26 protein-coding genes are annotated in these 26617 nt (G+C 65.2%); 13 read left to right on the top strand and 13 right to left on the bottom strand.

Going from position 1 to position 26617, the window contains the following annotated elements:
* Positions 1 to 55 precede the first annotated feature (55 nt).
* Positions 56 to 1321 carry an MFS transporter gene (locus MUN73_RS15745; RefSeq protein WP_250141462.1) on the top strand — a complete coding sequence of 422 codons (1266 nt, stop codon included), beginning with the start codon at positions 56 to 58 and terminating at the stop codon, positions 1319 to 1321.
* A 39-nt stretch (positions 1322 to 1360) separates the two neighbouring features.
* Here MUN73_RS15745 and MUN73_RS15740 read toward each other — a convergent pair whose 3' ends face one another.
* Positions 1361 to 2338 carry a DMT family transporter gene (locus MUN73_RS15740; RefSeq protein WP_250141461.1) on the bottom strand — a complete coding sequence of 326 codons (978 nt, stop codon included), beginning with the start codon at positions 2336 to 2338 and terminating at the stop codon, positions 1361 to 1363.
* A 244-nt stretch (positions 2339 to 2582) separates the two neighbouring features.
* Here MUN73_RS15740 and MUN73_RS15735 point away from each other — a divergent pair, with 244 nt between their 5' ends.
* On the top strand, positions 2583 to 3389 hold the full coding sequence (locus tag MUN73_RS15735) for a helix-turn-helix transcriptional regulator (protein ID WP_250141460.1): 807 nt from the start codon (positions 2583 to 2585) through the stop codon (positions 3387 to 3389).
* 253 nt (positions 3390 to 3642) lie between these two features.
* On the top strand, positions 3643 to 4236 hold the full coding sequence (locus MUN73_RS15730) for a hypothetical protein (protein ID WP_250141459.1): 594 nt from the start codon (positions 3643 to 3645) through the stop codon (positions 4234 to 4236).
* Positions 4237 to 4412: 176 nt separating this feature from the next.
* On the opposite strand, the gene MUN73_RS15725 is transcribed toward MUN73_RS15730, so the two are convergent.
* Entirely contained in the window at positions 4413 to 5420 is a 1008-nt protein-coding gene (locus MUN73_RS15725) for a TIGR04024 family LLM class F420-dependent oxidoreductase (RefSeq protein WP_250141458.1), read from the bottom strand.
* Positions 5421 to 5595: 175 nt separating this feature from the next.
* Between MUN73_RS15725 and MUN73_RS15720 the strand changes: the two genes are divergently transcribed.
* Positions 5596 to 6945: a sulfatase family protein gene (locus MUN73_RS15720; RefSeq protein WP_250141457.1), complete on the top strand. Its 1350-nt coding sequence runs from the start codon at positions 5596 to 5598 to the stop codon at positions 6943 to 6945.
* 27 nt (positions 6946 to 6972) lie between these two features.
* On the opposite strand, the gene MUN73_RS15715 is transcribed toward MUN73_RS15720, so the two are convergent.
* The gene (locus MUN73_RS15715; RefSeq protein WP_250141456.1) at positions 6973 to 7272 is read right to left on the bottom strand and encodes a DUF8152 family protein; all 300 of its coding nucleotides are present in this window, start codon (positions 7270 to 7272) and stop codon (positions 6973 to 6975) included.
* A gap of 156 nt (positions 7273 to 7428) precedes the next feature.
* On the opposite strand from MUN73_RS15715, the gene MUN73_RS15710 reads away from it, so the two are divergent.
* Positions 7429 to 8859, top strand: a complete 1431-nt coding sequence (locus MUN73_RS15710; protein ID WP_250141455.1) for an FAD-binding oxidoreductase — start codon at positions 7429 to 7431, stop codon at positions 8857 to 8859.
* Between the two features lie 21 nt (positions 8860 to 8880).
* Here MUN73_RS15710 and MUN73_RS15705 read toward each other — a convergent pair whose 3' ends face one another.
* Positions 8881 to 10677 carry a sensor histidine kinase gene (locus MUN73_RS15705; protein WP_250141454.1) on the bottom strand — a complete coding sequence of 599 codons (1797 nt, stop codon included), beginning with the start codon at positions 10675 to 10677 and terminating at the stop codon, positions 8881 to 8883.
* Between the two features lie 174 nt (positions 10678 to 10851).
* Positions 10852 to 12543, bottom strand: coding sequence for a thiamine pyrophosphate-binding protein (locus tag MUN73_RS15700; RefSeq protein WP_250141453.1), 1692 nt, complete (start codon positions 12541 to 12543; stop codon positions 10852 to 10854).
* A 128-nt stretch (positions 12544 to 12671) separates the two neighbouring features.
* Here MUN73_RS15700 and MUN73_RS15695 point away from each other — a divergent pair, with 128 nt between their 5' ends.
* The 3 genes from MUN73_RS15695 to MUN73_RS15685 all read left to right on the top strand — a co-directional run bounded on the left by MUN73_RS15695 (position 12672) and on the right by MUN73_RS15685 (position 14601).
* The gene (locus MUN73_RS15695) at positions 12672 to 13532 is read left to right on the top strand and encodes a UbiA family prenyltransferase (protein WP_250141452.1); all 861 of its coding nucleotides are present in this window, start codon (positions 12672 to 12674) and stop codon (positions 13530 to 13532) included.
* 126 nt (positions 13533 to 13658) lie between these two features.
* Complete coding sequence (locus tag MUN73_RS15690; protein ID WP_250141451.1) at positions 13659 to 13964, top strand: HalOD1 output domain-containing protein; 306 nt, start codon at positions 13659 to 13661, stop codon at positions 13962 to 13964.
* 169 nt (positions 13965 to 14133) lie between these two features.
* Positions 14134 to 14601: a GNAT family N-acetyltransferase gene (locus tag MUN73_RS15685; protein ID WP_250141450.1), complete on the top strand. Its 468-nt coding sequence runs from the start codon at positions 14134 to 14136 to the stop codon at positions 14599 to 14601.
* A 91-nt stretch (positions 14602 to 14692) separates the two neighbouring features.
* On the opposite strand, the gene MUN73_RS15680 is transcribed toward MUN73_RS15685, so the two are convergent.
* Positions 14693 to 15262, bottom strand: coding sequence for a GNAT family N-acetyltransferase (locus tag MUN73_RS15680; protein WP_250141449.1), 570 nt, complete (start codon positions 15260 to 15262; stop codon positions 14693 to 14695).
* 270 nt (positions 15263 to 15532) lie between these two features.
* Here MUN73_RS15680 and MUN73_RS15675 point away from each other — a divergent pair, with 270 nt between their 5' ends.
* Together MUN73_RS15675 and MUN73_RS15670 are read left to right on the top strand one after the other, a co-directional pair.
* Positions 15533 to 15673, top strand: coding sequence for a hypothetical protein (locus tag MUN73_RS15675; RefSeq protein ID WP_250141448.1), 141 nt, complete (start codon positions 15533 to 15535; stop codon positions 15671 to 15673).
* Positions 15674 to 15871: 198 nt separating this feature from the next.
* Entirely contained in the window at positions 15872 to 16141 is a 270-nt protein-coding gene (locus MUN73_RS15670; protein ID WP_250141447.1) for a hypothetical protein, read from the top strand.
* A gap of 89 nt (positions 16142 to 16230) precedes the next feature.
* Here MUN73_RS15670 and MUN73_RS15665 read toward each other — a convergent pair whose 3' ends face one another.
* The 3 genes from MUN73_RS15665 to MUN73_RS15655 form a co-directional block, all read right to left on the bottom strand.
* Positions 16231 to 17409 carry a redox-regulated ATPase YchF gene (locus MUN73_RS15665; RefSeq protein WP_250141446.1) on the bottom strand — a complete coding sequence of 393 codons (1179 nt, stop codon included), beginning with the start codon at positions 17407 to 17409 and terminating at the stop codon, positions 16231 to 16233.
* Positions 17410 to 17629: 220 nt separating this feature from the next.
* A complete protein-coding gene (locus MUN73_RS15660) occupies positions 17630 to 18529 on the bottom strand; it encodes a DUF7344 domain-containing protein (protein ID WP_250141445.1) in 900 nt (299 codons plus the stop codon).
* 95 nt (positions 18530 to 18624) lie between these two features.
* Positions 18625 to 19356 carry a GNAT family N-acetyltransferase gene (locus MUN73_RS15655; protein ID WP_250141444.1) on the bottom strand — a complete coding sequence of 244 codons (732 nt, stop codon included), beginning with the start codon at positions 19354 to 19356 and terminating at the stop codon, positions 18625 to 18627.
* 184 nt (positions 19357 to 19540) lie between these two features.
* On the opposite strand from MUN73_RS15655, the gene MUN73_RS15650 reads away from it, so the two are divergent.
* Positions 19541 to 20005: a hypothetical protein gene (locus MUN73_RS15650; protein WP_250141443.1), complete on the top strand. Its 465-nt coding sequence runs from the start codon at positions 19541 to 19543 to the stop codon at positions 20003 to 20005.
* Between the two features lie 344 nt (positions 20006 to 20349).
* Here the strand turns inward: MUN73_RS15650 and MUN73_RS15645 are convergent, their stop codons facing one another.
* Complete coding sequence (locus MUN73_RS15645; protein WP_250141442.1) at positions 20350 to 21018, bottom strand: helix-turn-helix domain-containing protein; 669 nt, start codon at positions 21016 to 21018, stop codon at positions 20350 to 20352.
* Between the two features lie 229 nt (positions 21019 to 21247).
* On the opposite strand from MUN73_RS15645, the gene MUN73_RS15640 reads away from it, so the two are divergent.
* Together MUN73_RS15640 and MUN73_RS15635 are read left to right on the top strand one after the other, a co-directional pair.
* The gene (locus MUN73_RS15640) at positions 21248 to 21466 is read left to right on the top strand and encodes a hypothetical protein (protein ID WP_250141441.1); all 219 of its coding nucleotides are present in this window, start codon (positions 21248 to 21250) and stop codon (positions 21464 to 21466) included.
* Between the two features lie 116 nt (positions 21467 to 21582).
* On the top strand, positions 21583 to 21741 hold the full coding sequence (locus MUN73_RS15635; protein WP_250141440.1) for a hypothetical protein: 159 nt from the start codon (positions 21583 to 21585) through the stop codon (positions 21739 to 21741).
* A 175-nt stretch (positions 21742 to 21916) separates the two neighbouring features.
* On the opposite strand, the gene MUN73_RS15630 is transcribed toward MUN73_RS15635, so the two are convergent.
* The 3 genes from MUN73_RS15630 to MUN73_RS15620 form a co-directional block, all read right to left on the bottom strand.
* Positions 21917 to 22279: an SPW repeat domain-containing protein gene (locus MUN73_RS15630; protein ID WP_250141439.1), complete on the bottom strand. Its 363-nt coding sequence runs from the start codon at positions 22277 to 22279 to the stop codon at positions 21917 to 21919.
* A 159-nt stretch (positions 22280 to 22438) separates the two neighbouring features.
* Entirely contained in the window at positions 22439 to 25831 is a 3393-nt protein-coding gene (locus MUN73_RS15625) for a PAS domain S-box protein (protein ID WP_250141438.1), read from the bottom strand.
* A gap of 251 nt (positions 25832 to 26082) precedes the next feature.
* The gene (locus MUN73_RS15620; protein WP_250141437.1) at positions 26083 to 26319 is read right to left on the bottom strand and encodes a HalOD1 output domain-containing protein; all 237 of its coding nucleotides are present in this window, start codon (positions 26317 to 26319) and stop codon (positions 26083 to 26085) included.
* Positions 26320 to 26617: the final 298 nt, after the last annotated feature.

Genomic DNA, 26617 nt, shown 5'->3' with positions numbered 1-26617 from the left:
AACGCCGATCAGCGAGCCCTTATAGCGAGTCGGTACGAGGAATTCGACGGCATCGATGTCCCGGTTCCCGCCCCGCCCAGCGCCGATCCTCGCGTATTATCTGTACCAGGCCACCGACTCGGTCGGCTTCATCTGGCCGGTGTTCACGCTGTTCTTGCTCTGGAAGGACCTCACGTACACCCAGATCGGGACGCTCGGTGCGATTTCGGCCCTCCTCGTCGTCGCATTCGAGGTCCCGACGGGGTACGTGGCCGATCGGTTCGGGCGACGAAACGCGCTGGCCCTGGGGATGGCGGCGATGACCGCGTCCGTCGCCGGATTCGTCGTCGTCGACTCTTTCACCGGGTTCGTCGTCCTGTACGCGATCTGGTCGATCGCGCTGTCGCTCCAGTCGGGGACGGCCGACGCGTGGCTCTACGAGACGCTCCGGGATCGGACGGACGAAGAGACGTTCACGCGCGTCCGCGGCAGGGGCGGGTCGGTCCACCACTGGGTGTCGGCGGCGACGATGATCGCCGGGGGTCTCCTGTACGTCGGCCACCCGACGTATCCGTTCGTCGCGTCCGCGTTCCTCCACGGGATCGGCGTCGTCGTCGTGCTCTCGATGCCGGCGAACGCGCAGTTCGATCGCTCGTCCCCCACCGAGACCGTCGGCGTGCGCGAGTCGCTCTCGATACTCCGGACCCGGTTCTCGAACCCCTCGCTCCGGGCGTTCGTCCTGTTCGTCGCGCTGTTCTTCGCGCTGGTCAGCGTCGCCGACACGTACGTCCAGCCGATCACCGTCGACGTGCTCGCCGGGATCGACCCGATGCGGTCGATCGCCGGCCCGACCGTCCCCGAAGAGGCGACGCTCGGGGTCGTCTACGCGGGATTCGCGGCGCTGTCGGCGATCGCGAGCTACTACGCGGAGAGCGTGCGCGACCTGTTCGGCCTCCGGACGGCCCTCCTGGCGCTCCCCGTCGCGATCGCGGGGCTGTTCCTGACGCCGCTCGTCCTGGGCCTGCTCGCGATTCCGGTCTTCTTCTGTATGAAAGGGGCGACCGCGCTGTACAGGCCGCTGGTCAACCAGTACCTCAACGATCGGGTCGAGTCGGTCGGCCGGGCGACGCTTCTCAGCGCCGCGTCGATGGGCTATGCGCTCGTCCGCGCGCCGCTGAAGCCGGTCGCGGGGTATCTCGCCGACCTGACCTCGCCGATCGTGCTCCTCGCCGCGATCGGGGCCGGGTTCGTGGTAGTCGCCGTCACGATGGTCGTCCTGGCGTCGCCGGTTCCCGCGATCGGGACGGCGGAATCGAGCGCTCCCCGACCGGACGTCGATTGAGACGGCCTGTCGTGCGTATCGACCCGATCCCCTCGACGTTCAGTCCGACCGGAATCCGCGCGGTTCCTCCTGTGGAGCCCCCTCATCGATCGCGGCCGACCCCGAAGCCACGTTCGGAAGCCGCGATCGGACGTCGATCGATTCGCTGCCGAGCACTGCGAACCCGGCGAAGATCGTCAGGAAGCCGACCACCGCGAGGGGGGCGATCGACTCGCCCAGCAGGGCCCAGCCGCCGATCGTCGAGACGGCTGGGACGACGTAGAAGACGAGATTCGATCGGATCGCGCCGGCCGCGTCGAGGAGGGCGAAGTAAGCGATGTACGCGAGCACGCCCGCGACGATGGCGACGTAGGCGAGCGAGAGGACGGCTGCCGGCGTCCACGCGATCGACGCCGTCGATTCGCCGGCCCCCCAGGCGAAGCCGTGGGTGAGCACGGCGGCGAGGGGCAGTCCCCACGCGATGCGGACCGTACTGGAGAGCGTCGCGTCGGCCCGGCGGATGAGCACGGCCCCGATCGCGGCGCTGACCGCACCGGCGAACAGGATCGCCTTGCCGAGGGCGTCGCCGCCGGCCAGGGACGCGGGATCGGGACTGACCACGAGCGCGACGCCGAGGAGGCCGAGGCCGATCCCGATCGCGCCGCGGCCCGAGAGCCGTTCGTCCGAGAGGAGGACCGCCGCAAACACCGGCGTCAGGATGGGGTTGAGACTGAAGACGATTGCGGCGACGGCGCTGGTGGCGTACTGCTGGCCGACGAACAGCAGGGCGTTCGTCAGGCCGATCACGAGGACGCCGGTCGCGAGGATCCCCGTCACGTCACCCCGGGTCGACGGGAGCAGGTCCGCCCGGTCGGACGTGGCGAGGACGTAGGTAAGCAGGACGACGGCCGCGATGTCGAACCGGAGCGCGACGAACAGCAGGGGTGGAAAGTACGCCAGGCCGGCCTTCGCGGCGACGAACGTCCCGCCGAAGAACAGGCTCGACAGGACGAAAAAGAGGATCGTCCGACGGTTCACTGGCGGGCCAACACCTCCGGGAGCGAACGCGTCCACGGTCCGTTCGCGTGGACGTTCGTTCGACGTTCGTGAGTCATTGTTACGAGATACGAGGGGATGCCGGCACATAAGTTAATTCAGAAAATATTTCCCGGCAAGAAATATCCACTCGCCGTGTCGGAATTTCTCCCGTCGCCGCTCGTTCATAGAGTGAAAGGTTTTCACCACTCGAAAGCGCTTTCTCCCGTCGGCGAGACGGGTCGCTATGGACGAGGTTCTCGAAGAAATCGAGTTTCTCGCGCTGTCGGAGAACCGGATCGACGTGTTGAACGCGGTCTGTGACGGGCCCCGGACGCGACGGGAACTCGAGGAGATCACCGGCGCGTCACAGCCGACGCTTGGCCGGGTGCTCCGGGACTTCGACGATCGGAACTGGATCAGCAGCGCCGGCGACGGGTACGAGGCGACCGCGACGGGCCGTCTCGTGGCCGACGGGATCACCGACCTCTACGAAATCCTCGAGACGGAGTTGAAACTCCGCGACATCGTCGCGTGGCTCCCGACCGAGGCGATGACCTTCGACCTCCGCCGCCTCCGGGACGCGACGATCGTCGTGCCGAGCCAGACGCGACCGAGCGCCCCCGTCCAGCGGGTGACCGAACTCGTCAGCCGTGCCGATCGGACCCGCGTCGTCTCCCACGCGTTCAACGAGCGCATGATCGAGGTCGTCCGGGAGCACGCAGTCGAGGAGGACGGAACCTTCGGCGGCGTCCTGTCGGCGAGCGCGATCGACGCCGTCGCCGAGGACGCGGCGTTGCGACGGCCGCTCCGGGACCTCGTCGAGGCGGAAAACGCGGAGATCCGGATCTACGACGGCGAGATTCCGTTCGCCGTGTCCATCGCCGACGACGTGGTAAACATGCTCGTCCGCGACGAGGCCGGCATGCTGCAGGCGTCGCTCGAGACCGACGACGGGACGGTCCGGGACTGGGCGCTCGACCTGCACGAGGAGTACTGGGACGACGCGCGGCCGCTCGAGGCGAGCGATCTCGAGGGCGATGGGAGCTGCTGAACGTCGATGGGGCCGGATCGCACGTCGGGAGCGGTTCGGCAGCGAAGCGAGCGGAAATCGCGGACGGTGCGATCGGTGTGGCGCTGTTGAAACCCTCAGCGGTTGATATAAACAGCGTGCTGAATACACAGCGCGACTCTCCCACGAGAGATGGATCGATTTGTGAAGGGGTGATGGCTCTGTGCAGGTGACACAGCTATCGAGACACTGTCCACCAGAAGACCCTTCGCAGATGCTGCTAAAGATCGGTTGAATGAAGCGGCGCAACGTGATCGCCATCGGTGGGCTCGGCGCACTTGGCAGCAGTGGTGCGATCGTCGGCGCAGCCCTGTATGGGTCATCCAGCCTCGATCTCGAACGGACAGACGATGGTACTGTCGTCCGCAAGGATGGTGAACAGATTGATTCCCTTAGCCCCGCTGTTACCCCCGTTGAGGACGACGACGCACTCCTCGGGGTCTCGATCCCCGAGCGAACGACGGAGCAAAAGGTGGCTGTCGAGGTCGTCTGGGCAATACAACGGGACGGGCTCTGGTCAGACGTTACCGTTGAACTCGTGGCGACTGGTGATGTCAGGGCAACGCTCAATCCCGGTATTGCGGCCTCCTATAGTTCGACATGGGGTAGATCTCCCTCGGAAGCCGAGGGGTCGACGTCTTCCAAGCGCCGATACGCGTACCCGCGTGGAACGACAGCGGGGCGCGTCCACGTCCTGCTCACGGTTCTGGATAACACTGATTCTGAGGAGGGGGTGGTCGAACTTGAGGCCCGGCTGTCGGCACGCTCACTTAGCGGTACTCGGGTCGAACTCACTGTACCGGCTGAATTGATCTCCAACCTCGGTTAGCAAGCATATCTACTGAATAAATAGTTCATTGATTTTGGTATGAAACAAACGAGGTTGACGTACTGCACTCATCCTCTGTATTCAGCACGGCTTCGAAAACCCGTCATCGATCGAACGCTTCAAGGGAACCGTCGGCGGGTAACTCGTGTCAGTTAGTACGATAGCGACGGCGCTGACTACGCTAGGTCGGCGAGCGCCTCCATCGTCGTCTCCTTGTCGGCCTCGGTCATCCCGTCGACGAACCCGACGCGGACGGCGTCGACGCCGTCGATCGCGGCGTACTCCTCGACCCACTCGCGAACCTCGTCGGGCGTCCCGGCCGGCGCGAGTTCGTCGAGGACCACGTCGGGCAGCCGCGCGGCCATCTCCTCGGTGTCCCGGTCCTGCCAGGCCTCACGGACGTCCGCGACGACGTCGGGATACCCCTGCTCGGCGACCGAATCGCCGTAGTAGGGGCCGTAAGCCCCGAGCATGAACGCGATCGTCCCGCGGGCCAGTTCGCGGGCGCGCTCGCGGTCCTCGGCGGCGATTCCGCGCACGATCGGGCTCACCCGCAGGTCCGAGAGCCCCCTGCCGGCGAGTTCCGCACCGCGCTCCAGATCGTCCAGTCGATCCGCGAGACCGTCTTTCGTGAACATCTGGGGGGCCCAGCCGTCGCCGAATCGGCCCGCCATCTCCGTCGCTTTCGGGCCGAGCGTCCCGAGATCGATCGGCGGCGGCGATTGCGGCACCTCTCGCTCGTAGTTCAGCCCCTGGATTTCGAAAATCTCGCCCTCGTAGGCCGGGCTCCCGTCGTCGTAGACCGATCGGATCACCTCGATCGTCTCCCGCGTACGCCGCAGGGGCCGATCGAAGTCTTCGCCGTGCCAGCGCTCGGTGATCGCCGGCGAACTCGGACCGAGCCCCAGCCGGAACCGGCCGTCGGCGGCGTCGTGCAGCGTCAGCGCGGTCTGGGCCAGCATCGCCGGCGATCGCCCGAACGGCGAGATGACGTCGTTCGAGACGCCGAGGTGGTCGGTACGATCCGCGACGAGCGTGAGCGGCGGAACGATGTTCCAGCCCGTCGTCTCGCCCATCGAGATGCGATCGAAGCCCAGATCCTCGACCTGGACGGCCCGATCGGCGACGTCCTGGGGCCGATCGTAGTCGTTGAGTCGGACCAGGAGGTCGAGGTCAGCGTTCACGCGACTCCCCTCCGCGGCGGTCGGTTCCGATCTGCCATCATCGTTCATCGTGTGGTGAACCGTCTTAAAACCGGAGGGAGCGCGGCGGTCGACTGGAGGAGACGGGGGCGACCCCCTGGTGCCAGTACGTTGGCCCTCCAACACTTATCCGATCGGTCATGGTAGCGACGTACTCATGGACGGTTCGCGACCGAACGTGCTCCTGATCCACTGTCACGACCTCGGCCGGCACCTCGACTGTTACGGGGTCGACGTCGAGACGCCGGCGATCGACGCCCTCGCAGCGGAGGGCGCACTCTTCGAGAACCACTTCGCGACGGCACCCCAGTGTTCGCCGAGTCGCGGGAGTCTCATGACCGGCCGATACCCCCACGTGAACGGGTTGATGGGGCTCGCCCACACGCACTGGGAGCTCCACGACGACGAGCGGATTCTCCCTCACTACCTCGGCGACGCCGGCTACGAGACCCACCTGTTCGGCCTGCAACACGTCACGCAGGATACGGACGAGTTGCGATACGACCACATCCACTCCGAGGGGAACCTGTTTCCGGGAGTGTCGCCGTCGGTCCACCAGACGAACCGGGCGCAGGCCGTCTCGGCCGTCGTCTCGTCGTTTCTCGACCGAGGCGGATACGAGGAACCGTTTTTCGCGTCGATCGGCTTCTTCGAGTGCCACCGGGTCGAGGAGGAGAACGGCCGGTTCGGCTTCGACGCCGATCGCTACGATACCGACGACCCCGACGCGGTCCGGCCGCTCACGTACCTCCCGGATCGACGGGGAATCAGACAGGACCTGGCGGAGATGCACGGGATGGTCCGGGCGGTCGACGACGGGGTAGAGACGATTCTCGCGGCGCTCGAGGACGCCGGACTCGCGGACGAGACGGTCGTGCTCTTCACGACGGAACACGGCATCGCCTTCCCGCTCGCGAAGGGGAGCTGTTACGACCCCGGGATCGAGGCGGCTCTGATCGTTCGCTATCCCGGCGTCACGGACGGCGGGCAACGGTACGACGAACTCCTGAGCAACGTCGACGTGCTCCCGACGCTGCTGGAGTTGCTCGGGATCGGCGTCCCGGACGACCTCGACGGGCGGAGTTTCCTGCCGCTGCTGACGGACGAGGAGTACGAGCCGCGCGATCGGATCTTCGCCGAGATGACCTGGCACGACCTGTACAACCCGGTCCGGGCGATCCGGACGGACCAGTACAAGTACGTCCGGAACTTCTGGGACCTGCCGGCGGTCTACCTCTCGAAGGACATCTTCGCGAGCGAATCCGGGCGCGAGGTCCGCGAAACCTACGGCATCCCACCGCGGCCGTACGAGGAACTGTACGACCTCAAGAACGCGCCACAGGAGGACGAGAACGTGGCGTTCGAGCCGCGATACCAGGACGTCCGCCGCGACCTCTCGCGACGGCTCTACGAGTGGATGGACGAGACCGACGATCCGCTCCTCGACGGGCCGGTACCGCCCGGGAACTACGAGACGATCAAGTCCTGGCCGCACGAGTCGGCGTGAGACGGAGACAGCATTCGACTCGCTAGCTCACTTCTCGAGGATCGACTCACACACCTCGCGGGCCGTAGCGACGCGTGTCGCTGCCTCGTCGTCGGTCGGATCGTCGGCCTCGGCGAGGAGGTGCTGGACCTGCCGAACCCGCTCTTTCGTCGTCTCGGGATCGAGGTCGCTTGTCGCCGCGTCGCGAGCCACCGCTTCGGCCTCGCCGAGCCAGCGGTTGGTCGTTCGATCGATCGGTAACTCGGCGGTGGCCGCGAGGTGCTCGTGAAGTTCGCGGACCCGTTCGTCGAGTGCGTCGTCGGATCGATCGCTGGGCGTCTCGGTCACGCGTGTCCGAACGACCGCCAACGACGTTATCGTTGCCCCAACAACTGGTCGACCCGAACGCGGATCGAACTGGTAGCGATCGTACCGGTGGAGAACGGACCGACCGGGGCCCGAACCGTGGGAAACGTTGATAGGATAGCTGACCGACGTTCACGTATGACACACGACTGTTCGTTCCTCGAGGATCTCGACCTCGGAGACGACCAGGTCTCGTTCGCGGAGGGGCGAAGGGACGCGCACGCGGCCGACTGGGGAGCCGAGCAACAGGACCGGGGCGTCGTCCCCGACGCCGTCGTCTACCCCGAATCCACGGCCGACGTGGCGGCGGTCCTCGCGGCGGCGACCGATCGAGAGGTCCCGGTCACGCCCTACGCCGCGGGGACGGGACTGGAGGGCAACGCCGTCCCGGCCCACGGCGGGATCAGTCTCGACCTCACCCGGATGGACGAGGTCGTCGACTACCGGCCCGAGGACTTCCAGATCGACGTCGGCCCGGGGATCATCGGCGCGGACGTCGAGGAGTACGTCGCCGAGGACGGCCTCTTCTTCCCGCCGCTGCCGTCGTCGGGCGACATCTCGACGATCGGCGGGATGATCGCGACCGACGCCAGCGGGATGAAGACCGTCAGGTACGGCGAGATCGCCGACTGGGTGCTCGGCCTCGAGGCGGTGCTGGCGGACGGGACGGTGATCGAGACGGGATCGCGGGCGATCAAGACCTCGAGCGGCTACAACCTGACCGACCTCCTCGTCGGGAGCGAGGGGACGCTGGCGGTCGTGACGCGGGCGACGCTCCAACTCGCTGGCCGGCCCCAGCAGATCCGCGGCGGCCGGGCCATCTTCGAGACGCTTGACGACGCGGCCGAAGCCGTCTTCGACGCGGTCCGGACGGACGTCGACGTGGCCCGGATCGAACTCGTCGACGGGGTGAGCGCGCGGATGGCGAACGCGTACCTCGGAACCGATCTGCCCGACGCACCGATGGTCTTCCTCGAGTTCCACGCCAACCACGGGATCGAAGAGGAGATAGACCTCTGTCGGGCCATCTTCGAGGATCACGACGTCGCCCGCTTCGAGCTGAGCGACGACGACGCCGAGATGGAATCGCTCTGGCGGGCCCGGCGGGAACTGGCCTACGCCGTCGCGTCGTACGATCCCGACCTCGAACCGCTCCACCCCGGCGACGTCACGGTCCCGATCAGCGCCTACCCCGAGATCGTCCACGAGACCAAACGGCTCGCCGAGGTGTACGACCTGCTCGCGCCCTGCTTCGGCCACGCGGGCGACGGCAACCTCCACTACAGCGTGCTCGTCGATCCGGACGACGAGGCGATGGTCGACCGCGGCGAGCGACTGTACCGCGAGATCGTCGAGCGAGCGATCGACCTCGGCGGGACGGCGACCGGCGAACACGGCATCGGCCACGGAAAACGCGAGTATCTCGAGGCCGAACACGGGACCGGGGCGGTCGAGACGATGCGCCGGCTCAAGCACGCGCTCGATCCGACGGACACGCTCAACCCGGAGAAAATCTTCCCGGAAACGATCGACGGCGGACGGATTCGACGACCAGAAGCCGACGAGTGACGCCGCCGGCCCGACCCCGTCTCACGCCGCGGGTCCGCTCACGCGGTCGGTCTCGATCGGCCCCGCATCCTCGTCCTCGCCGGTCCCCGATCGATCGAGCACCGTGACGCCGTCGAGGTCGAAGCGTGCACCGCCCGACTCGCTCTCGGTCGCCCGAATCGACCAGCCGTGTCCCTCGGCGATCTCCGCCGCGATCGCCAGCCCCAGTCCGGTCCCCTCCGTGCCGGTCGAGTAGCCGGACTCGAAAAGTCGATCGCGATCGACGGAGGCGTCGAACCCCGTCCCGGAATCGGCCACGTAGACGCCGTCCTCGGAGCGTCCGACGTGAACGGTCACCGCCCCCGCCGACCCGTTCGACGAACCGTGTTCGATGGCGTTTCGAAACAGGTTCTCGAGCAACTGCTGGAGCGCCGTCCGATCGGCCTCGATCGTCGGATCGTCGACGACCGAACGCGTGGCATCGGCGGTCTCGACGGTCGCCCACGCGTCCCGCGCGACGCTCGCGAGCGAGACGGGGCCGGGGTCGAGCGCACCGTGGCCCTGCCGGGCGAGCGCGAGCACGTCGTCGATCAGTTGCTCCATTCGATCGTGCGATTCGTCGATGATCTCGACGTACTCGGGATCGTACTCCTCTTCGAGCATGTCGAGGTACCCTCGCGAGACCGTCAGCGGGTTTCGCAGGTCGTGGCTGACGACGCTCGCGAACTCGTCGAGCTTGTGATTCGTTCGTTCGAGTTCCCTCGCCCGCCGTTCCCGCTCGGTCACGTCGTGGACGACGATCGTCCAGCCGATCGGTCGCCCGTGGCCGTCGTCGATCGTCGACGTCGAGAGTTCGTAGTAGCGCCGGCCCGACTCCCCGTCCAGCGAGAACCTGGCCGCGTCCGGGACGGCCTCCGCGTCGCCGTCGCGGTCCTGCATCGCCGTGGACTCCAGCAGGGAGTCGACGTCGCTCGGGACGAGGTCCCCGATCGAATCGCCGACGAGAGTGTCATCACTCCCACCGAAGAGGTCGTTCGCGACCGGGTTGGCGTCGACGATGCGGCGGTCGTCGTCGACGACGAGCACGCCGTCGTCGAGCGTTTCAACGACGGCCGAGCGGGCGATCGGCGCGAGTTCGAGCAGCCGGTACCGGTAGAGGCCGAACGTGATCGCGAGGCCGGTGATCGTAAACCCCAGCGGCGTGATCCCGACGATCTCGAGCGACGACGCGGAGAGGACGGCGGTTCCCCACGGGACCGCCACCGAGACGAGGACGGCCGCGCCCTGCCACCGGTAGAGACGCTCGTTGCGGACGAGCAGGTCGATCAGCAGTATCGAGGCGGCAAGGAGACAGAGCGTGGCGTAGCCGAGGTGGACGAACGTCCCGATCTTCGGGTCCGCGGTCGCGACCGTTACGGGATCGCCCGTCCAGCCGAACGGGAGCGTCCGCTCGTAGGTCGGCCCCCACAGGACGTTCGCCCGATCGTTGGTCACGACCAGGCCGATCATCACGAGCGGTTCGATCGCGAGCAGACCCAGCCGACGCCGGGTGAGCCAGTCGTTCTTCCCGGTGTACTGGACGGCGAAGACGAGAAAGAGCGTCGGGATGACGGCGGCGAACAGCCACTGCACGTTGGCCCAGGACACCTTCCACGCGAGCGACGCCGCTTCGATCTCGAGTGCGTGCGTGCCGAGCCAGCCGGCGACGCTCCCCATGAACGCCGTCAGGGCGGCCGCACCCGGCGCCGGACGCGTTCGCCAGGCGATCGTGGCGGTGCCGACAGCGACGACGAACGAACAGAGGAAGACGAGGCTGTACGGGGTCACCGGCCATCCCATCGTAACTAGCGCTTGGAGAGTACTGCAAAGTGTCTATCGGCCGCGTCGCTCCGGGCGGCGTTTCAGACGGTCTGCTGTAACGATTTACCGGGGGACTGCGGACGGGTCGCGGTCCCACCGGCACTGACGTCCACCGATCTATACGGGACGCGAAGTCTGGGTCGTCCCCTCGCGTCAGTCGTGGACCAGCACGTCGAGCACGTTCGGGCCGTCTGTCGCGAGCGCGTCCTCGAGTGCGCTCTCGATCCCGTCGGGCGTCTCGACGAGTTCCGCGCGTGCACCGTGGCTCTCGGCGTTTTGCACGATGTCGACCGGCGGCTCGAAGTCCATCCCGACGAACTCGTAGTCGTCCTCTTCGCCGCCGAGGATGTCGAGCGTGTTGTCTTTCAGGATCCGGTAATTACGGTTGTCCGGGATGACGACCGTGAGATCGAGGTCGTAGCGGGCCGCGCTGTAGATCGCGTGGGGGTAGTAGAGGTACGAGCCGTCGCCGACGAAACCGATCACGTCGCGGGGATCGTCGCGCTGGCCCTCCGCGACGGCCGCCCCGATCGACGCGGGGAGGCCGTAGCCGAGTCCGCCGCCCTTGTTCGAGATGTACTGTTCCGGGGCGAGGTCCCACCGGGTCAACATGGCGTACTTCGAGGTGACCCCCTCGTCGACGATGTAGGCGTCGCCGGCGACCCGTTCCATCGCGTCGACCAGCTGGGCCTTCGAGGCCCGGGGATCGTCCGGATCCTCGTCCTCGCCCATCTGTTGCATCCTCGCCTCGACCATCTCCTTGATCGCGGCGACGTGCTCGAGTCGCTCGGAGACCACCTCGTCCGAGAGCCGTTCGTCGACGCGCTCGATCAGCCCCTGCATGGCGAGGCCGGGGTCGCCGACGATCGCCGCGTCCGCGGGCTGGTTCTTGCCGATCTGCCAGGCGTCGTCGCCGACGTGGATGCAGGTCGTGTCGGGATCGACCAGCGCCTCCTCGTGGCGGGTCAGCGTCGTGTTGGTCGAACAGCCCACGAAGGCGAGCGTGTCGCTGTCCATTAGCATCGAGGCGAGGTCCTCGTCCGGCGGGATGTAGGACACCCACTGGTCGTGGTCCGTCGGATAATCGACCTCGCAGGCCAGGATCTCGCCGTGGACGCGAGCCCCGGTCGACTCGGCGAGTTCGACCGCCGCCGCGACCGCGTCCTCGCCCGATCGGGCCACGCCGTCGCCGACGACCAGGACTGGAGTGTCGGCCTCGGCGAGCAGGTCCGCGGCCCGATCGAGCTGTGCCGGATCGCCGCTCCCGGCGTTCGGAATCGCGCCGAGTCGTTCCGGATCGGCGTCGGTTTCGGCCAGCATGACGTCCAGCGGCAGGCCGAGGAAGACGGGGCCGGTCGGCGGCGTCATCGCGACCCGGAACGCCCGCCGGAGCATCGTCGGCAGCGCGGCAACGTCCAGCACCTCGTCGGACCACTTGCAGAACCCCTCGGCCATGTCGACGAGATCCCCGCTCAGGATCGGCTCCTCGTGGCGAAAGTCGGTGCTGTGGTTCCCCGCGGTGACGACCAGCGGCGCGCCGGCGATCTTCGCGGCGTAGAGGTTCCCGAGCCCGTGTGCGAGGCCGGGTGCGATGTGGAGGTTCGCGACGCCGACCGGGGCGATCGACTCGTCGTGGTGGGAGTGGTACCGGCGAGTCTGGGCGTACCCCGCGGCCATCCCAACCGCGACGTCCTCGTGGAGGCCGAGCACGTACTCGACGTCGCTGTCCCCGATCGCGTCCACGACCGGAAGTTCGGTCGTTCCAGGGTTCCCGAAGAGGTAGTCGACGCCGTAGGATTCCAGCGCGTCGACGAAGAGGTCGGCACCAGTGTAGCTGTCTGTCATGGTGGCTGGTGGCACGGGACTCAACATGAAACTGTGTGTTTCGGAACCCGTACGGGTCGATCGATCGGCCCTGCGGAACGCGCGAACACGACCGGGGTATTATATTTCAGTCCGTGGACACCCGAACCATGTCCATCGCGAGACACGGGACCGACTCCAGGGCGACGGGACGGGCGTTCCTGTCGCAGGTCCATCCCGTCTTCATGCTCCCGCCGCTGGCCGCGTCGCTGTTCGGCGCGATTCTCGCGTCCGAATTCGATCCGGTCGTCGCGACAGTACACGTCCTCGCGATGTTCGCCGCCGTCTACACCGCCCACGTCAAGGACGGCTACGTCGACTTCCACGTCCGCGGCGAGGACGACGACCACCCGCTGACCGAACGGGGCTGTCGCATCGGCCTCGCGCTCTCGACGACGGTGTTCGCGCTGTGCTGTGTCCTCCTGTTCGTTCTCGTGGACCGGGTGGCCGTCGCGATCACGGTGCCGACGTGGCTGATCGCGTTCCACCACGCGCCGCAACTCGACACGAACCCCGTCACGGCGACGACCGGCTATCCGCTCGGGATCGCCCTCTCGCTGGTCGGCGGCTTCTACGTCCAGGCGGCGACCCTCGCCGCGGTCCCGATCGGCTTCGCGCTCGTCTTTCTCGTGCTCCTCTCCGGGATCAAGGTCATCGACGACGCGCAGGATTACGCCTACGATCGATCGATCCACAAACGCACCGTCGCCGTCGCCGTCGGCCCGGACCGTGCCTACGACGTGGCCTACGGGCTGATGGCCACCGCGTTGCTGATCGTCGTCGGCTTCGCCGTCGCACGGATCTTCCCGCCGACGGCGGTGCTCGCGGCGCTCGCGTTCGCCGCGGTCGCGACCGTCGCCCGGCGGGCCGACCCGGAACTCGCGACGATGTTGCTCATCCGCGGGTCGTACGTCTTCCTGGCCGTCCTCGTCGCGGCCGTCTGGTTCGAACCGCTGGCGGCGATCGGGTGACCGCGCGGGTTTCGAGACCGCCGATCAACAGTCCGCTACGATTCCGCTCCGGTCCTGACGAAATGAGAGATAGATGTTGGAGTAATATTACAACATACTTTTCACATGTATCGTCGAACCCGGGGTATGGAAACGTCCCGAGGTGACGGACCGTCCGGCGTCGGTAGTACGGTTCAATCGCACTACGACTGGTCGACGACGCGACCGAGCCACGCCATCGTCGACGCCGTCGCTACCGTCGAAGACACGACTCCGATCGATCTCGCTCACGAACGGGGAATCGCGCTGTACGATCACGTTGACCCGGAGGCGCTCGACGCGATCGTCGGCGGCGACCGGGACAGCACCGTTTCGGTCACGTTCGATATCGATCACGTCCAGGTCACGATCGAGACGAGCGGACGGCTCGTCGTGGACGTCGATACCGAGTGAGCGACCCGTCTTCGGGACGAATCACTGGGGGAGCGTATCGGTCACGCCCTCGTCCCAACAGTGGTCAGACGTAACGACGCCATCTCGCGTTTCAGTGTCCATCACGACGGAGTGGGAGACGGGCACATACCGTGCGTAATTTGAAGAAAGAACGGCGGAGAATCGTCGTATGGAACTCGTCGAAGCCGGTGACGAAGACCTCGGCTCGCTCGTTGACCGCTGGTACTCCCTCGCAAAAGCGATGGAAGCGTACGACGAACTGAACGAACTCGCGTATGCGGATGTCGACGACGTGCCAGATGATGGGTTCCGCGCCCATCTCGAGGCTGACGAAATCACTGACTACCTCGTCGTTCACGAGGACGAGACGATCGGCTTCGTCACGCTCCGCGAGGGCCACCACCCGTCCCGGCAGTACTCACAGTACCTTCGCATCGTGAACATCGCGATCGACGAAAGTCACCGGAACCAGGGCCATGGTACAGCGGTCATCGAACGTGTGAAAGAACTAGCTCGCGAGCGAGGTTGCGACCATCTCAAGGTCTCCTGCGAGTGGCACAACGAGGACGCACGCCGGTTCTACCGCAATACGGACTTCCGGCCGAAGCAAGTCGACTACGCACACCCGCTGGAATGAGTCGATATCGGCTATCGTACCGCTGATGAATCGGAAAAAACGCGATCGTCTTTTCCGATCTATATTCGGAGCGATCGCGACGCCGCTCCAGCTACCTTTCGAGCACCTCTTTCGGACCGGTCCACTCGTCGATCAGCAGACCGTACCGTTCGACGTCGACGTACGTTCCGTTCGCGAACTGCGTTTCACGAGCAGTTCCCTCGTGAACGAATCCGAGCCGCTCCAAGAGCGTCCTGGAGGCCTCGTTTGGGGCCATCGCCGTCGCCGAGAGACGGTGTAACCGGAGGTCTCGGAACCCGTACTCGATCAGATGTGCGCTCGCTTCGAGAGCGTATCCGTTCCCCCACGCTTTCGGATGAAACCAGACGGCGAAGTTCGCGTACCCGTCCGTGTACAGCACGGGGGATAGGGAGACGGACCCAACTGGCTCGTCCTCGAATTCGCCTTTGTTCGGAACGGCGAGCAAAGAGACAGTGTCCTCGTCGTGTTCCATCGGCCACAGCTCGTCCCGGTAGCGTTCGTCGGTGTACGGAGTCCTGAACGAGCTAATATACCGGCGTACCTGTGGGTGATTCACACCCTCTCGGAGGAACTCGATATCGTCCTCCTGGGCTGGTCTGAGATCGAGGCGGTCGCAGTCGATAAACGTCGATCCTGTCATAGTCTCTCTGATGGTCTGTTGGCTAACCAACGATGCGCTGACGAAGCCGATGCTGACCGCGTCTCGCGCGAGACGCCGGCAGTCAACTCAGAAGCAGAACGAAACGGTCATCGGTCAGCCCCATATTCTGCTGTCATTATATGAATGATAAACATTCCGGTCAACGGAGAGGGAATGTGACACGGATTTCACACACAGGTTTCCGCGATCGGCTGACCGGCGAGTCGTCCAACACGAACGGTTAACCACGGTCGGAACGATACCCCGAATATGGCGACCAAGGATGGTTCAGAGTCCGGTTCCCCGCTCGATGAAGTGATGGAGGACATCCGACGAGAACTCGTCCAGCGAGCGGCAGCGGCAGACCGGGACGCGAACCGAGATATCTACGACGCCCTCGAAAACGAGTAACGCGCTACGACTCCCGTCTTATCAGTTAGTACTCACGGTCTTGGTTACCGATACTGAGTACACACAATGTACACAACATATAAACACCATTTTGACCAACTTCGACCGTTGCGATCACCGCAGATGCGAAGTAAGCATCGGGTCCATCACCTTCCTGTTGAAAAAGACATATTACGGAATAACCTAAACCGTCATTTAATGGAGTCTATTGCTTTCCTTGGTCTGACAATCGCATACGTATCAATACACGTGATACTGTCGATTCTTGTGCTGAAAGACGCAGAGAAACGAGGGATCGAAAACTCGGTGATGTGGGCTACAATTATTGTTATTTTCTCTGTGGTTGGACTCGTTATCTACCTCATCAGACGAACTATGCCTGAAAGTGAAGTTGAGACACCCGAAGATGCGGAATTTCCACTCCCCGGAACAGAGCATTCTGATGACTCATCCCGCACAGACGAGTGACCGATTATTTTACTGACTATTCGCTATGTGAGTTCTCTGTACTGATCGACAGAACCACCTCAGACGTAGCGTTAGTTTGTTAGAATCTGTCAGTTCGTACTTACGATCTTGATCACGTCGCCCTCCTCGAGTTCGTAGCTGTCGCTGACCTCCCGGTTCGATCGGGCGTCGACCGCGTGGAGGTAGCCGTCGCCGATATCCGAGTGGACCGCGTAGGCGAGGTCGACTGGCGTCGATCCCTGTGGGAGTAGATGGGCGTCCGGCAGAACGTTGCCGCTGCCGTCGGACCACTTCGAGGCGTCCTCGACGGGGTAAGCCGTGAGGTGATCGAGCAGGTCGTAGACCGCGTGATTCAGCGCACCCTGGACGCCGGTGCCGTCGTACGCGGCCATCGTCTCGGCCAGCCCCTCGAGGGCCTCGCGCTGGGCGTCGCTGACGCCGTCGCCGATCTCGATCGTCTCGTCGCCGGGGTCGTAGTCGACGAGACCGTTGTCCGCGGCGCGGCGAAGCGCGAGTTCGCCCTCAGCGGTGGTGGGAATCACGGGTTTGTCGAGGTCGAGCAGTTTCTCGACGTTCTCCTCGGGCGCGACGTCGATCTTGTTCGCCGCGACGACGATCGGCTTGGTTCGCTCGCGGACCAGTCGCGCGAGTTCTTCGCGGTGCTCGTCCTCCCACTGGATGGGGTCCTCGGGATAGTCGAGTTCGCGCAGGACGGTCGCGATCTGCTTCGGCGACGCGCCGAAACCCGAGAGCATGTCCGCGAGCGCGTCGTCGATGTCGAAATCGGGCGATCGGGACTTGCGCTCGACTGCCTCCCAGTTGCGCTCGACGATGCCGGCCAGCCAGAGGTCCATCTCCTCCTCGACGAAGTCGATGTCCTCGAGCGGGTCGTGCTCCCCGACGTCGACCGGTTCGCCCTTCTCGTTGGTCCCGCCGGAGGCGTCGATCACGTTGACGATCACGTCCGCGTTCGTGAGTTCGTCGAGGAACTGGTTTCCGAGCCCTTTCCCCTCGTGGGCCCCCGGAACCAGCCCCGCCACGTCCAGGAGTTCGATCGGAACGTATCGTTTGCCGTCCTCGCAGTTGTCGGCGTTGCACCGCTCCTCGCGGTCGAGACAGGGACACTCGGTCCGGACGTAGCTCACCCCCCGGTTGGCGTCGATCGTCGTAAAGGGGTAGTTGGCGACGTCCACCTCGGCCATCGTCGCCGCCGTGTAGAACGTGGACTTGCCGGCGTTTGGCTTCCCGGCAAGCGCGATCGAAAGCATGTGCTCTCGTAGCCCCGACCGGTGGAATTGTCTTTCGGTTCGAGCCCCCGTTTGCGAGCGTTGCGGCCGCGATTCCGGATCCTGGCGTCCCGCCGAGCCGCTTTCACCTGAAGGGGTCATTCTCGACGGTGCCCTTGAGGACGTCCGTGACCAGCTTCCGGACGACGAGGGATACGAGACGCTGTTCGAGGTCGCCGACGCGGAGGAGAGTCCGATCTGACTACCGGGATCCCGGTTCGAACGGGTCGAGCAGTGCGGCGACTTCCCGGACGCCTTCCTGAAAGATCGCGTGCTCCGGGAGCGCGATCGTGTTCCCGTACCGGTCCCACTCGATCGCGTGCGCCCGTTCGAGTTTGGGAAGCGTCGCGTGTCGGAGTTCGATCGCCGTCGCGTCGACGGGATCGCCGGTGCGCTCGGCGACCGCGACTGCGAGGTCGTCGACGGACAGCGACCCCTCGCCCGCTGAGACGATCGCGAGGGCGACGCGTGCCCGATCGTCCCCGAGAACGTCGAGCGTCCGTTTCGCCGTCGTCGGAGCGTGGGCTGGAACCGCGCGATCGGCGTCGGACGTCGCGTCCGCCGCAGGGGATACGTGCTCGCCGTGCGGGGTCGCCGACTGGTGCGCGGCCGCTCCCCCGGAGGTCGGCCCGTCGAGAGTTGTGGAGTCGGTTCCGGACGGCGTGGGCTCCGTTTCGGGCGCTCGATCGGAGGACTGGCCGACGCTGACGCCGGTGACGAACCCGACCGCGCTTCCGCCCGCCGCGAGCGTCGTGAGTTGCGACCACGGATCGCCAGCCGCCCCGCCGCCGAGGGCTGCAGAGAACTGGAGCCAGGCCCCGAGGGCGCAGGCGACGACGATCCCGGTCGACGCCCAGGTGACGACGCGCCAGCGGGTCTCGATCGGTACGTCGCTAGCGTATAACCAGTAGCCGCCGGTCGCGACGCCGGTCGGAACGAGCAGCGAGACGAAAACCTGGAGCGTGGCGACCGACGGATCCGCCGGCGCGGTGAGCCCGTGGACGACGCCGCTGACGGCGAGGCCCAGACCCGCGACGACGAGTACGGCCGCCGGCTCGTCGAGTCCGTCGTCGATCGCCCAGGGCGTGAGAGCGAGACGCATACCGCAACTATGCGACGAGCGTCACATAAAACGCGTGTTGAGATCAACGCTCGATACGCACAGAACGGTCCGCCTGGTCGGTCGATCGTGGCCGGTCACAGGTCGACGGCCATCATCACTTCGTCGACGTACCGGCCATCGAGTTTGTAGTGGTCCTCGCGGACGGCCTCGGTCTCCCAGTCGTGTTCCTCGAGGAACTCGATGGCCTCCTCGTTGGTCGAGGGGACGCTCTGGTAGACCTTCTCGAAGCCGTTCGACCCGGCCCACTCCAGTCCCCGCGCGAGGAGGTGCGAGCCGATGCCGTGACCGCGATACCCCTCGAGCACGCCGACGGTGAGTTCGGCGGTGTGGGCGAGTTTCTCGAGTTCCGGCGCGTGGAGGTGCACCCAGCCGACGACCTCGTCGTCGACGGTGGCCACGAAGAACATCCGCGACTCGAGTTCGTTGTGCCGGAGCAGGGTCTCCTCGTGGTCGATCTCGTCCGCCACGCTCTCGGCCTCGATGTAGGTCCGCTCCTCGGCGACTTGCCGGATCGCACCGACGATCCCCGAGAGGTCCTCCTGTCTCGCCGGCCGGATGTGGAACTCGAGGGTCTCCGAGACGTACTCCTCTTCGGCCCCCGCGTCGATCGTCACGCGGAGTTTGCCGTCGCGCTCGTCGAGACGACCGTCGCGCTTGAGGATCGCCACGTGGTGACGGAAGCCGCTGGGATCGATCCCGAGGTGGGACTGCACCTCGTCGGGATCGACGGCGCCGTGGCGCTCGACGTACTCGTAGATGCCCTTGCGGTCCGCGTGGCCGAACTCGAGCGATTCGCTGAATTCCATGGCATGCGGTACCAGCCCACAGTACTTAACCGCTTGGCCGATCGATCGCTCGCGGTCTTAAAACGCGGATCCGTACACCCGGCTGGATTACCGAGGGGAGTCTCTCGACTCGATTGCGTGGGATCGCACACGACACCATCGCCTCGTCGATGAACACGCCCCCCGTGTGGATCCCACGCGAGACATGATTGGAACGGATGTGGCAGTCGTCGGCTGTATACTCGCCCTCGCCGTCGTCGCCGGGCTGGTCGCTCACGAGTGGTCACACGCGCTCGTCCTCAGGCTAGCGGGCGTCGACTACGACGTCATCTACTTCCCCGGCCGAACGGACGGCGTCCTCGGCCTCCTCGCGAGCTGTCCGTGGGCAGTCGTCCGTCCACGACCAGCAGGCTCCGAACCACCCTGGCCCTTCCGTCTCGCAGCCCTCGCTCCCTTCCTCCTGGCGGTTCCCGTCTTCGGACTCGGCGTCTCCGGGTACGTCACGGCCGAGACGCCGATCGTCGCTGCCGGAGCGATCGGCTGGCTCGCCTGTGCGATCCCGAGCCCGCAGGACTTCGCCGTGGTTTTCCACGCGCATCGCGTCCTCGAAACCGAGTCGGCCCCCGATACCGAGCCGAACGCGGCGAGTCACGCCTCCCGTGCTGATTGACGGTCACCGGGAACTGCCGCGTTCGTTCGCCGTCGCTCCGGGAACGACGTCGAAAAAACGAGGACGGAAGGGATCACACAGCCACGAGTGACCCCGTCCGCGAGCACGAATCAGCCACCGGCATCCCGTACGTTTCGGGATCGGCGCGAGCGAGTTCACGCCGACAGTCGTACTATCGGAGTATCCACTATTAAATCTACTTGTCAGTGAACTCCAGGGGGCAAAGGCGAATGAGGTGACCGTACGAACACTAATATCGTACTGCGAGGTCGGAATGGCAAATACGGTCATTGCGACGGACGACCGTTCGACGTCCGTCCGGTTCGACCGGCACCGGCGCCGAATCAGGGGTCGAGTTCGACCGGCGTCATCCCGCCGGACAGCTCCGCGCTGACGAGCGCCGCGTGGCTTCGTCGGAGGCGTTCGGACAGCGCCTGATGAGAGATTCCCAGTTCGGACGCCAGTTCCTCGAGGGTTACTTCCCGCGGGACGTCGAAGTAGCCGAGTTCGTACGCCTTGTAGATCGTCTCGTACTGGGTTTCCGTCAGCGGCGTCTCCGCGTTCGCGACGTCGTTCGTCCCGGCCACGCGCGTCACTTCCACCCGGAACTCGTACTGGTCGAACAGGTCGTGACACGCCGAGACCGCCTCGTGATCGTGGAACAGCAGCTTCACGGACCACCACCCCTCCTGGCCGTGTGCTGCCAGGATCGCCCCGTCGTTCTCGGCGATAATCCGCTGGAACAGTTTCGCTTCCTCGCCGAATTCGAGCCGGAACAGCCAGCAGTCGTTGGGGCCGTCGGTTCCGTCGGTGAGCGCCGCGATCATCTCCACCGATGGATCCGTTTCGAGTGCCCGTTCGACGGTCGACTGATCGGCGCCCGTGATCCACACCAGCGGCGGTGAGTCACCGATCAGTCCCCCGACCTCGAACTCGAACGTCGGAACTCGATCGAACGTCCGGGCCAACCCGAGTCGCTCGGCCGGAATTTCGAGTTCAACGACTGTTGTCATCAGTGGACTCCACCACGAAGACGTATAGACGGATTGTGTTTCCGGTAGCCTTTCCCGCCACCCAGACGCCATGACAGTTCGTATTTCAGTAGATTCAGTTCGAGTGACCGGTCGGTTCGCTCATCGTTCTCGATCCGTGCCACTGCCGGCCTGCGACGATCGATCGGTCGCTGTTGTTACTCGTATCCTCACACATCATTTACATCATCGGACTGACGAGCGACCCCTGATGGACGACAGTGACGACGCACAGGCACGCACCGTCGCCGCCTGTGTACAGTGTGGCTCGATCTACGCTGCGATCGAACTCGACGGTGGGGGCCTCCAGCCGATCGGCAGTCGGGACGGGTGTTCCTGTGGGAGCACCAGCTTTACCGATCTCGACGATACCGCCGCAGCCATCGATTTCGCGGACGGGGACGCGACCGACGACCGCTCGCGATCGTAATCGCGTCGGCGCTCGTCCTCCACGATCGCCGTAGCGATAGTGTCTCGGCCGGGAAGGGCGCGTTCGGGAGCAGGGGCCGGCCGCATCCTTTTGCGACCTGGTATCCTGTCCCCTGTATGGCGACGCGACCACCACCCGAGTGTCCGGTCTGTCACGACGGACTCGATCCCGGACGGTGTCTCGAGGAACACCTGCTCGAGAGCCACACCAAGCGAACGCTGGCGAGATTCGTCGTCGCGGAAACGACCGTACTAGAAGAGGACATTTCCGAGTAGACGGCTGCCCGGGACGTAACCGGTCTCGACGGCGTCTCGAGGTAACCGATCGTCTCACGTCGTCCCTGCCGGTTCGACTCTCCGACCGGGAGCCATACGGATTGCTGTACCGATGTACCGGCGCAACCGCCGCCCGGATCGCGGTTGTGCCGGAACTGACGTACAGTAAACCGTATCAGGCACGCGTCGTCCGCTTCTGCAACTGCACGCTCCCGTAGACGGCGGCCGCGGAGAGGACCACGACGAGGGCTCCGGCGATCACGTTACTCCAGACCATTCGCGCGTCGGCGACGTTCAGGAGGAAGGGCAGGGCGATCACGACGATCCCGAGCACGAGTGCGATCAGCGGGGCGACGAGGGACGGCCCGGGAAGCGGCCCGTCCGACGGCCAGGCCGCCGCGTACGATGCGACCGTGGCGATCGTTGCCCCGAGGAGGACGTTCAGCGTGACGATCCACCCGAAACCAGTCAGAAAGATACCCGACAGGAGGATCCAGGTCCCGATTGCGGCCACGAGTCCGGCTGGTCGTGCGGCCATCGATGATGGTGACGAGGACGTCGCCTGAGCGGTCATACGTGGGTGTACGGGACCGAGCGCCGTAAAACGTATTCAGGAATCTCATCATCTCCGACGCGGGCGGCCGCCGGTCCGCCGGCCGAACGTCCACGGCGAGTCGAGACGGCGACCGCACTTCCGTCACGAGTCGACGGCTGGAAGCGTAAACGAGAACGTCGTCCCTTCTCCCGGTTCCGAGTCGACCCAGATCTCGCCGTCGTGGCGTTCGACGATCCGTTCACAGAGTGCGAGGCCGATCCCGGTCCCCTGGTGTTCCGCCTGACTGTGGAGTCGCTCGAACACCTCGAAGATGCGATCTTCGACGTCGGGATCGATCCCGATCCCCTCGTCCCGAACCGAGATGATCCACTGCTGGCCGTCACGTTCGGCCCCGACGTGAATCCGCGGCGGTTCGTCGCCGCTGTACTCGATCGCGTTCGAGAGCAGGTTCTGGAACACCTGGCGGAGTTGGCTGTCGTCTCCCTCGACGCGCGGGAGATCCGTCGACGTGATCTCGGCGTCGGACTCCTCGATCTGCATCCGAAGATCGGACCGCACGTCGGCGAGCAGGGCGTCCAGGTCGACCGGTTCGAACGGATCGCCTCGCGTTTCGATCCGGGAGTACTCGAGCAGACCGTCGATCATCTCACGCATCCGATCGGCGCCGTTGACGGCGTACTCGAGGAACTCCTCGCCGTCCTCGTCCAGTTCGTCGGCGTAGCGGGCCTCGATAAGCTGGAGGTAGCTCGACACCATCCGGAGCGGTTCCTGCAGGTCGTGGGAGGCGGCGTAGGCGAACTGTTCGAGACGCTCGTTGGATGCCTCCAGCTTCTCGATTACCTCCTCGAGTTTGCGTTTGCGCTCGGCCTGCTCGGTGATATCCTGGGCGAAACTCAGGCCGGCGAAAATCTCGCCGTCGGCGTCGCGAAGCGGCGCGGCCCACACCCGCCAGATGCGGCCGTCGAATTCCGTCGTCACGCTGTCGGTTTCGCCGTCATCGATCGCTCCCCGAAACACCGGTTCGAGATCCGAAACCGTCTCTTCGGGGAAGACGTCCGGCATCCGGCTCCCCTCGAGTCGATCCGCGCTGGGTAACTGCTCGCCCATGAGGGCACCCCTGGCGAGCGTGTACCGGAGGTCCGAGTCGTACACTCCGACGGCGCCGTTCGGGAAGTTTTCCGCGAGCGTGCGGTACCGACGTTCGCTCTCCTCGAGCGCGCGTTCTCGCGCCTTGCGGTCGGTGATGTCCTGGGCGATCGTCATCCCCGCGAAGACGTCGCCGTCGTCGTCGGATATCGGCACCACGCGGACGACCCACTCCCGCCCGGCGTACTGGAGATCGATCGCGCTCGTCTCGCCCTCGAGTGCGTCGTGGAACGCGGATTCGAGCGCGTCGGAGACGGGGTCGGGCCACACGTCCTGGACCGGGTGGCCCTCGACGTCGGCCGGTGACATCGGGAGGTCCTCGAATCCGCGCCCCGCAGCGAGGGTGTACTGGAGGTCGTCGTCGAACATGGTGACGATCCCGTTCGGGAAGTTCTCGGCGAGCGTTCGGTGGCGCTGTTCGGACTCCCTGAGTTGCCGCTCGCGGCGCTTGCGTTCGGTGACGTCTCGATCGGAGACGACGAGCGAGACGACCTCACCCTCTTCGTTCGTAACGGGCCTGAAGACGCCCTCGAGCGTGTACGCTTCGCCGTTCGGCTGTGTGAGGTCGGCCTCGAACTCCACGTACTCGCCCGACGCAGCCCGTTCGGTCCACCGTTTGACGTCGGCCTGGACCCCATCGCCGCCACCCCACCACGGCGTCTCCCAGAACGGCTTGCCCGTCACGTCGTCGAGGTCGGCATCGACGTACTCCATCGCCGTCCCGTTGATGTCGAGTACCGTCCCGTCCGGGTCTAACAGTCCGACGAGGATGTTCGGATCGTTGAAAATCGCCTCGAACCGACGCTCCGTCCGCCTGAGTTCCTGCTCGCGTTCCTTGCGATCGGTGACGTCCCGGAAGTAGACCGAGATGCCGGTCTCGGAGGGATAGAGGTTCGCCTCGACCCAGAACTCGAGCGTCTCGTAGTAGAGTTCGTAGCTGGTCGGTTCCTGCGATTCCATCGCCGTCCGGAAGGCATCGGATACCTCCTCGATTTCGGCGGCGGAAGGGAACACCTCCCAGATACTCTTGCCGAGCAGTTCCTCCTCGGACTGCTGGAGGAGTTCCTCCGCACGTTCGTTGACGTGGGTGAACCTGAACTCCTCGTCGACCGCGTAGAACGCGTCGGAGATCCGGCCGAGGATGCGCTGGAGTTCGCTCTCGAGTTCGCGTTCGCGCTCCCGCCGATCGGTCATATCGCGGGTGACTTTCAGGTAGCCCCGGTGGGTGCCGTCGACGTCCCTGATCGCCGTAATCGTCACGTTCGCCCAGAACCGCGTGCCGTCCTTCCGGACGCGCCACCCCTCGTCTTCGGCGGAGCCGTTCTCGAGCGCCCTCTCGAGATTGTGCGCTGGGACGTCGGCCGCCCGATCTTCCTCGGTGTAGAACGTCGAGAAGTGCTCCCCCAGGATCTCCTCGCGATCGTAGCCCTTGATCTCCCGCGCCCCCTGGTTCCAGCTAATGACGCGTCCGTCCCGATCGAGGCGGAAGATCGCGTACTCCTCGACGGCGTCGACCAGCGAGTGAAACTCCGCCTCGGTCTCCTTTCGAGCGTCCTCCGTCACCTTCCGGTCCGTGATGTCGTAGTAGAGTTCGATCCGACCCCCGCCGTACTGTCCCGACTCGATCGGTCTGCTGTAGTGTTCGAGCCACCGTCCGTCGCGACCGTCGTCCGCCGTCACGCGACACTCGAATCGTTCGGTGTAGCTGTTGTCGTCGTAGGTGGCCAGAACGGTCTCCGCGAACCGTTCCGGATCCGCGAACCGGTGTTTCATCGTCTCGTTGACGACCCGTCGTTTGTCGCGTCCGACGAGGGCGTCCCGATCGAGACCGAGATACTCCGCGATCTTCTCGTCGGTCCACGCGATCTGAAACTCGTCGTCGAGCACGACCACTCCGATGTTCGCCTCGTCGAGCACGTCGGTGATCGACTCGTACGACGCCTGTGCGGACGCGAGTGATTCCTGCCGCCGTCGCTTCTCGGAGACGTCTCGTGCGACCCCGATCGTGCCCTGGAACGACCCGTCTTCGACGAGCATGTTGATCCGCAGCTCACACGGAATCCGCTCCCCCTCGGCAGTCTCGATCGTCAGTTCGAGGGTCTCGATGTCGGCCGCCTCGGACTCGAGGGCGGACGGTATTCGGTCGGTGATGCGTGCGATGTCGTCGTCGTCGATCAGCAGCGAAACGTGCTCGCCGATGAGGTCGTCGCGCGCGTAGCCGGTGAGCTCGACGATCGTCTCGTTGACGGCGACGAAGTGACCGTTCGCGTCGAGCTGGTAGATGCCGTCGTCGATCGTACTGACGAGGGTCCGATATCGCTGGAGCGCGACATCGTCCTCGACGTCCCCCCAGAAGGCATCCGCAGGAGCGTCGGCGCGTGTGCTCATGTCCGTGGATCGCTCGTAAGGCGGATAAAACTCTCGCCAATCTCCAGTCTCAGTGATAGCTTCGATCGCCGTGGCCCAGTCCCGATCGACACGCGGGACCCGTTCGGCACGATCGGCGAGAAGCAGTTGCCGACGGTCCACCCGATCGATCGGGCGGTGCGTCGGTCACGGACCGCAATCACAGCGGTTCCGGACGGGTGACGCGCTCGATCGGCGTGCGTACCGTCGACGGGTCGACCACGGTCCGGGCGTCACCGACGCGGCGCTACAGTCGGCACTCCGTCGTGGATATACACCCGACCGTCGTTCGAGACCCGGACCGTGTAGTCGTCGGTCATGAATTCGACGCCGACGGCGCAGTCGGCGTCTCTCGCGTGCCCGAGCAGGGCTGCCAGCGCGTCCGTCTCTACCCGTTCGTAGAGCGGATCGAGTTCGCTCCTGGAAACGCCCTCGATACGCGCCAACCCGCGGAGGATCGTCTCGACCACGGACTCCGAGTCGCCCCGCACGACCCATATTTCCTCGCGATCGCCGTTTCGCGGACAGCTATGGTCAGTGGGGACCATATCGACGTTCGGGACTATTCAGGGAAGAGGATTGTCCCAAAGAGGGTAGGTATCGGTGTCCGGATGAGAGACCATATCGTCACTCACGCCCCAGAATCGAACACAAATGAGCAGATGGTGACGGTTCTGGTCGGATTCCTGTCGGTCGATTCGATCGTGGTTCGACGGACGACTCCGAACCGTTCACGAGTGATCCCTGGAGTAGAGTATTCGTTGCGCG

Origin of the sequence: Halosolutus amylolyticus, from assembly GCF_023566055.1 — an archaeon.
GTDB lineage: Archaea > Halobacteriota > Halobacteria > Halobacteriales > Natrialbaceae > Halosolutus > Halosolutus amylolyticus.
This window is presented reverse-complemented; position numbering and strand designations above follow the sequence as displayed.

Excerpts from the sequence above, each read along its gene's own strand:
- MUN73_RS15745 (WP_250141462.1), top strand. The coding sequence starts at position 56 with ATGTCCCGGTTCCCGCCCCGCCCAGCGCCGATCCTCGCGTATTATCTG.
- MUN73_RS15735 (WP_250141460.1), top strand. The coding sequence starts at position 2,583 with ATGGACGAGGTTCTCGAAGAAATCGAGTTTCTCGCGCTGTCGGAGAAC.
- MUN73_RS15730 (WP_250141459.1), top strand. The coding sequence starts at position 3,643 with ATGAAGCGGCGCAACGTGATCGCCATCGGTGGGCTCGGCGCACTTGGC.
- MUN73_RS15720 (WP_250141457.1), top strand. The coding sequence starts at position 5,596 with ATGGACGGTTCGCGACCGAACGTGCTCCTGATCCACTGTCACGACCTC.
- MUN73_RS15710 (WP_250141455.1), top strand. The coding sequence starts at position 7,429 with ATGACACACGACTGTTCGTTCCTCGAGGATCTCGACCTCGGAGACGAC.
- MUN73_RS15705 (WP_250141454.1), bottom strand. The coding sequence starts at position 10,677 with ATGGGATGGCCGGTGACCCCGTACAGCCTCGTCTTCCTCTGTTCGTTC.
- MUN73_RS15700 (WP_250141453.1), bottom strand. The coding sequence starts at position 12,543 with ATGACAGACAGCTACACTGGTGCCGACCTCTTCGTCGACGCGCTGGAA.
- MUN73_RS15695 (WP_250141452.1), top strand. The coding sequence starts at position 12,672 with ATGTCCATCGCGAGACACGGGACCGACTCCAGGGCGACGGGACGGGCG.
- MUN73_RS15690 (WP_250141451.1), top strand. The coding sequence starts at position 13,659 with ATGGAAACGTCCCGAGGTGACGGACCGTCCGGCGTCGGTAGTACGGTT.
- MUN73_RS15685 (WP_250141450.1), top strand. The coding sequence starts at position 14,134 with ATGGAACTCGTCGAAGCCGGTGACGAAGACCTCGGCTCGCTCGTTGAC.
- MUN73_RS15680 (WP_250141449.1), bottom strand. The coding sequence starts at position 15,262 with ATGACAGGATCGACGTTTATCGACTGCGACCGCCTCGATCTCAGACCA.
- MUN73_RS15675 (WP_250141448.1), top strand. The coding sequence starts at position 15,533 with ATGGCGACCAAGGATGGTTCAGAGTCCGGTTCCCCGCTCGATGAAGTG.
- MUN73_RS15670 (WP_250141447.1), top strand. The coding sequence starts at position 15,872 with ATGGAGTCTATTGCTTTCCTTGGTCTGACAATCGCATACGTATCAATA.
- MUN73_RS15665 (WP_250141446.1), bottom strand. The coding sequence starts at position 17,409 with ATGCTTTCGATCGCGCTTGCCGGGAAGCCAAACGCCGGCAAGTCCACG.
- MUN73_RS15660 (WP_250141445.1), bottom strand. The coding sequence starts at position 18,529 with ATGCGTCTCGCTCTCACGCCCTGGGCGATCGACGACGGACTCGACGAG.
- MUN73_RS15655 (WP_250141444.1), bottom strand. The coding sequence starts at position 19,356 with ATGGAATTCAGCGAATCGCTCGAGTTCGGCCACGCGGACCGCAAGGGC.
- MUN73_RS15650 (WP_250141443.1), top strand. The coding sequence starts at position 19,541 with ATGATTGGAACGGATGTGGCAGTCGTCGGCTGTATACTCGCCCTCGCC.
- MUN73_RS15645 (WP_250141442.1), bottom strand. The coding sequence starts at position 21,018 with ATGACAACAGTCGTTGAACTCGAAATTCCGGCCGAGCGACTCGGGTTG.
- MUN73_RS15640 (WP_250141441.1), top strand. The coding sequence starts at position 21,248 with ATGGACGACAGTGACGACGCACAGGCACGCACCGTCGCCGCCTGTGTA.
- MUN73_RS15635 (WP_250141440.1), top strand. The coding sequence starts at position 21,583 with ATGGCGACGCGACCACCACCCGAGTGTCCGGTCTGTCACGACGGACTC.
- MUN73_RS15630 (WP_250141439.1), bottom strand. The coding sequence starts at position 22,279 with ATGGCCGCACGACCAGCCGGACTCGTGGCCGCAATCGGGACCTGGATC.
- MUN73_RS15625 (WP_250141438.1), bottom strand. The coding sequence starts at position 25,831 with ATGAGCACACGCGCCGACGCTCCTGCGGATGCCTTCTGGGGGGACGTC.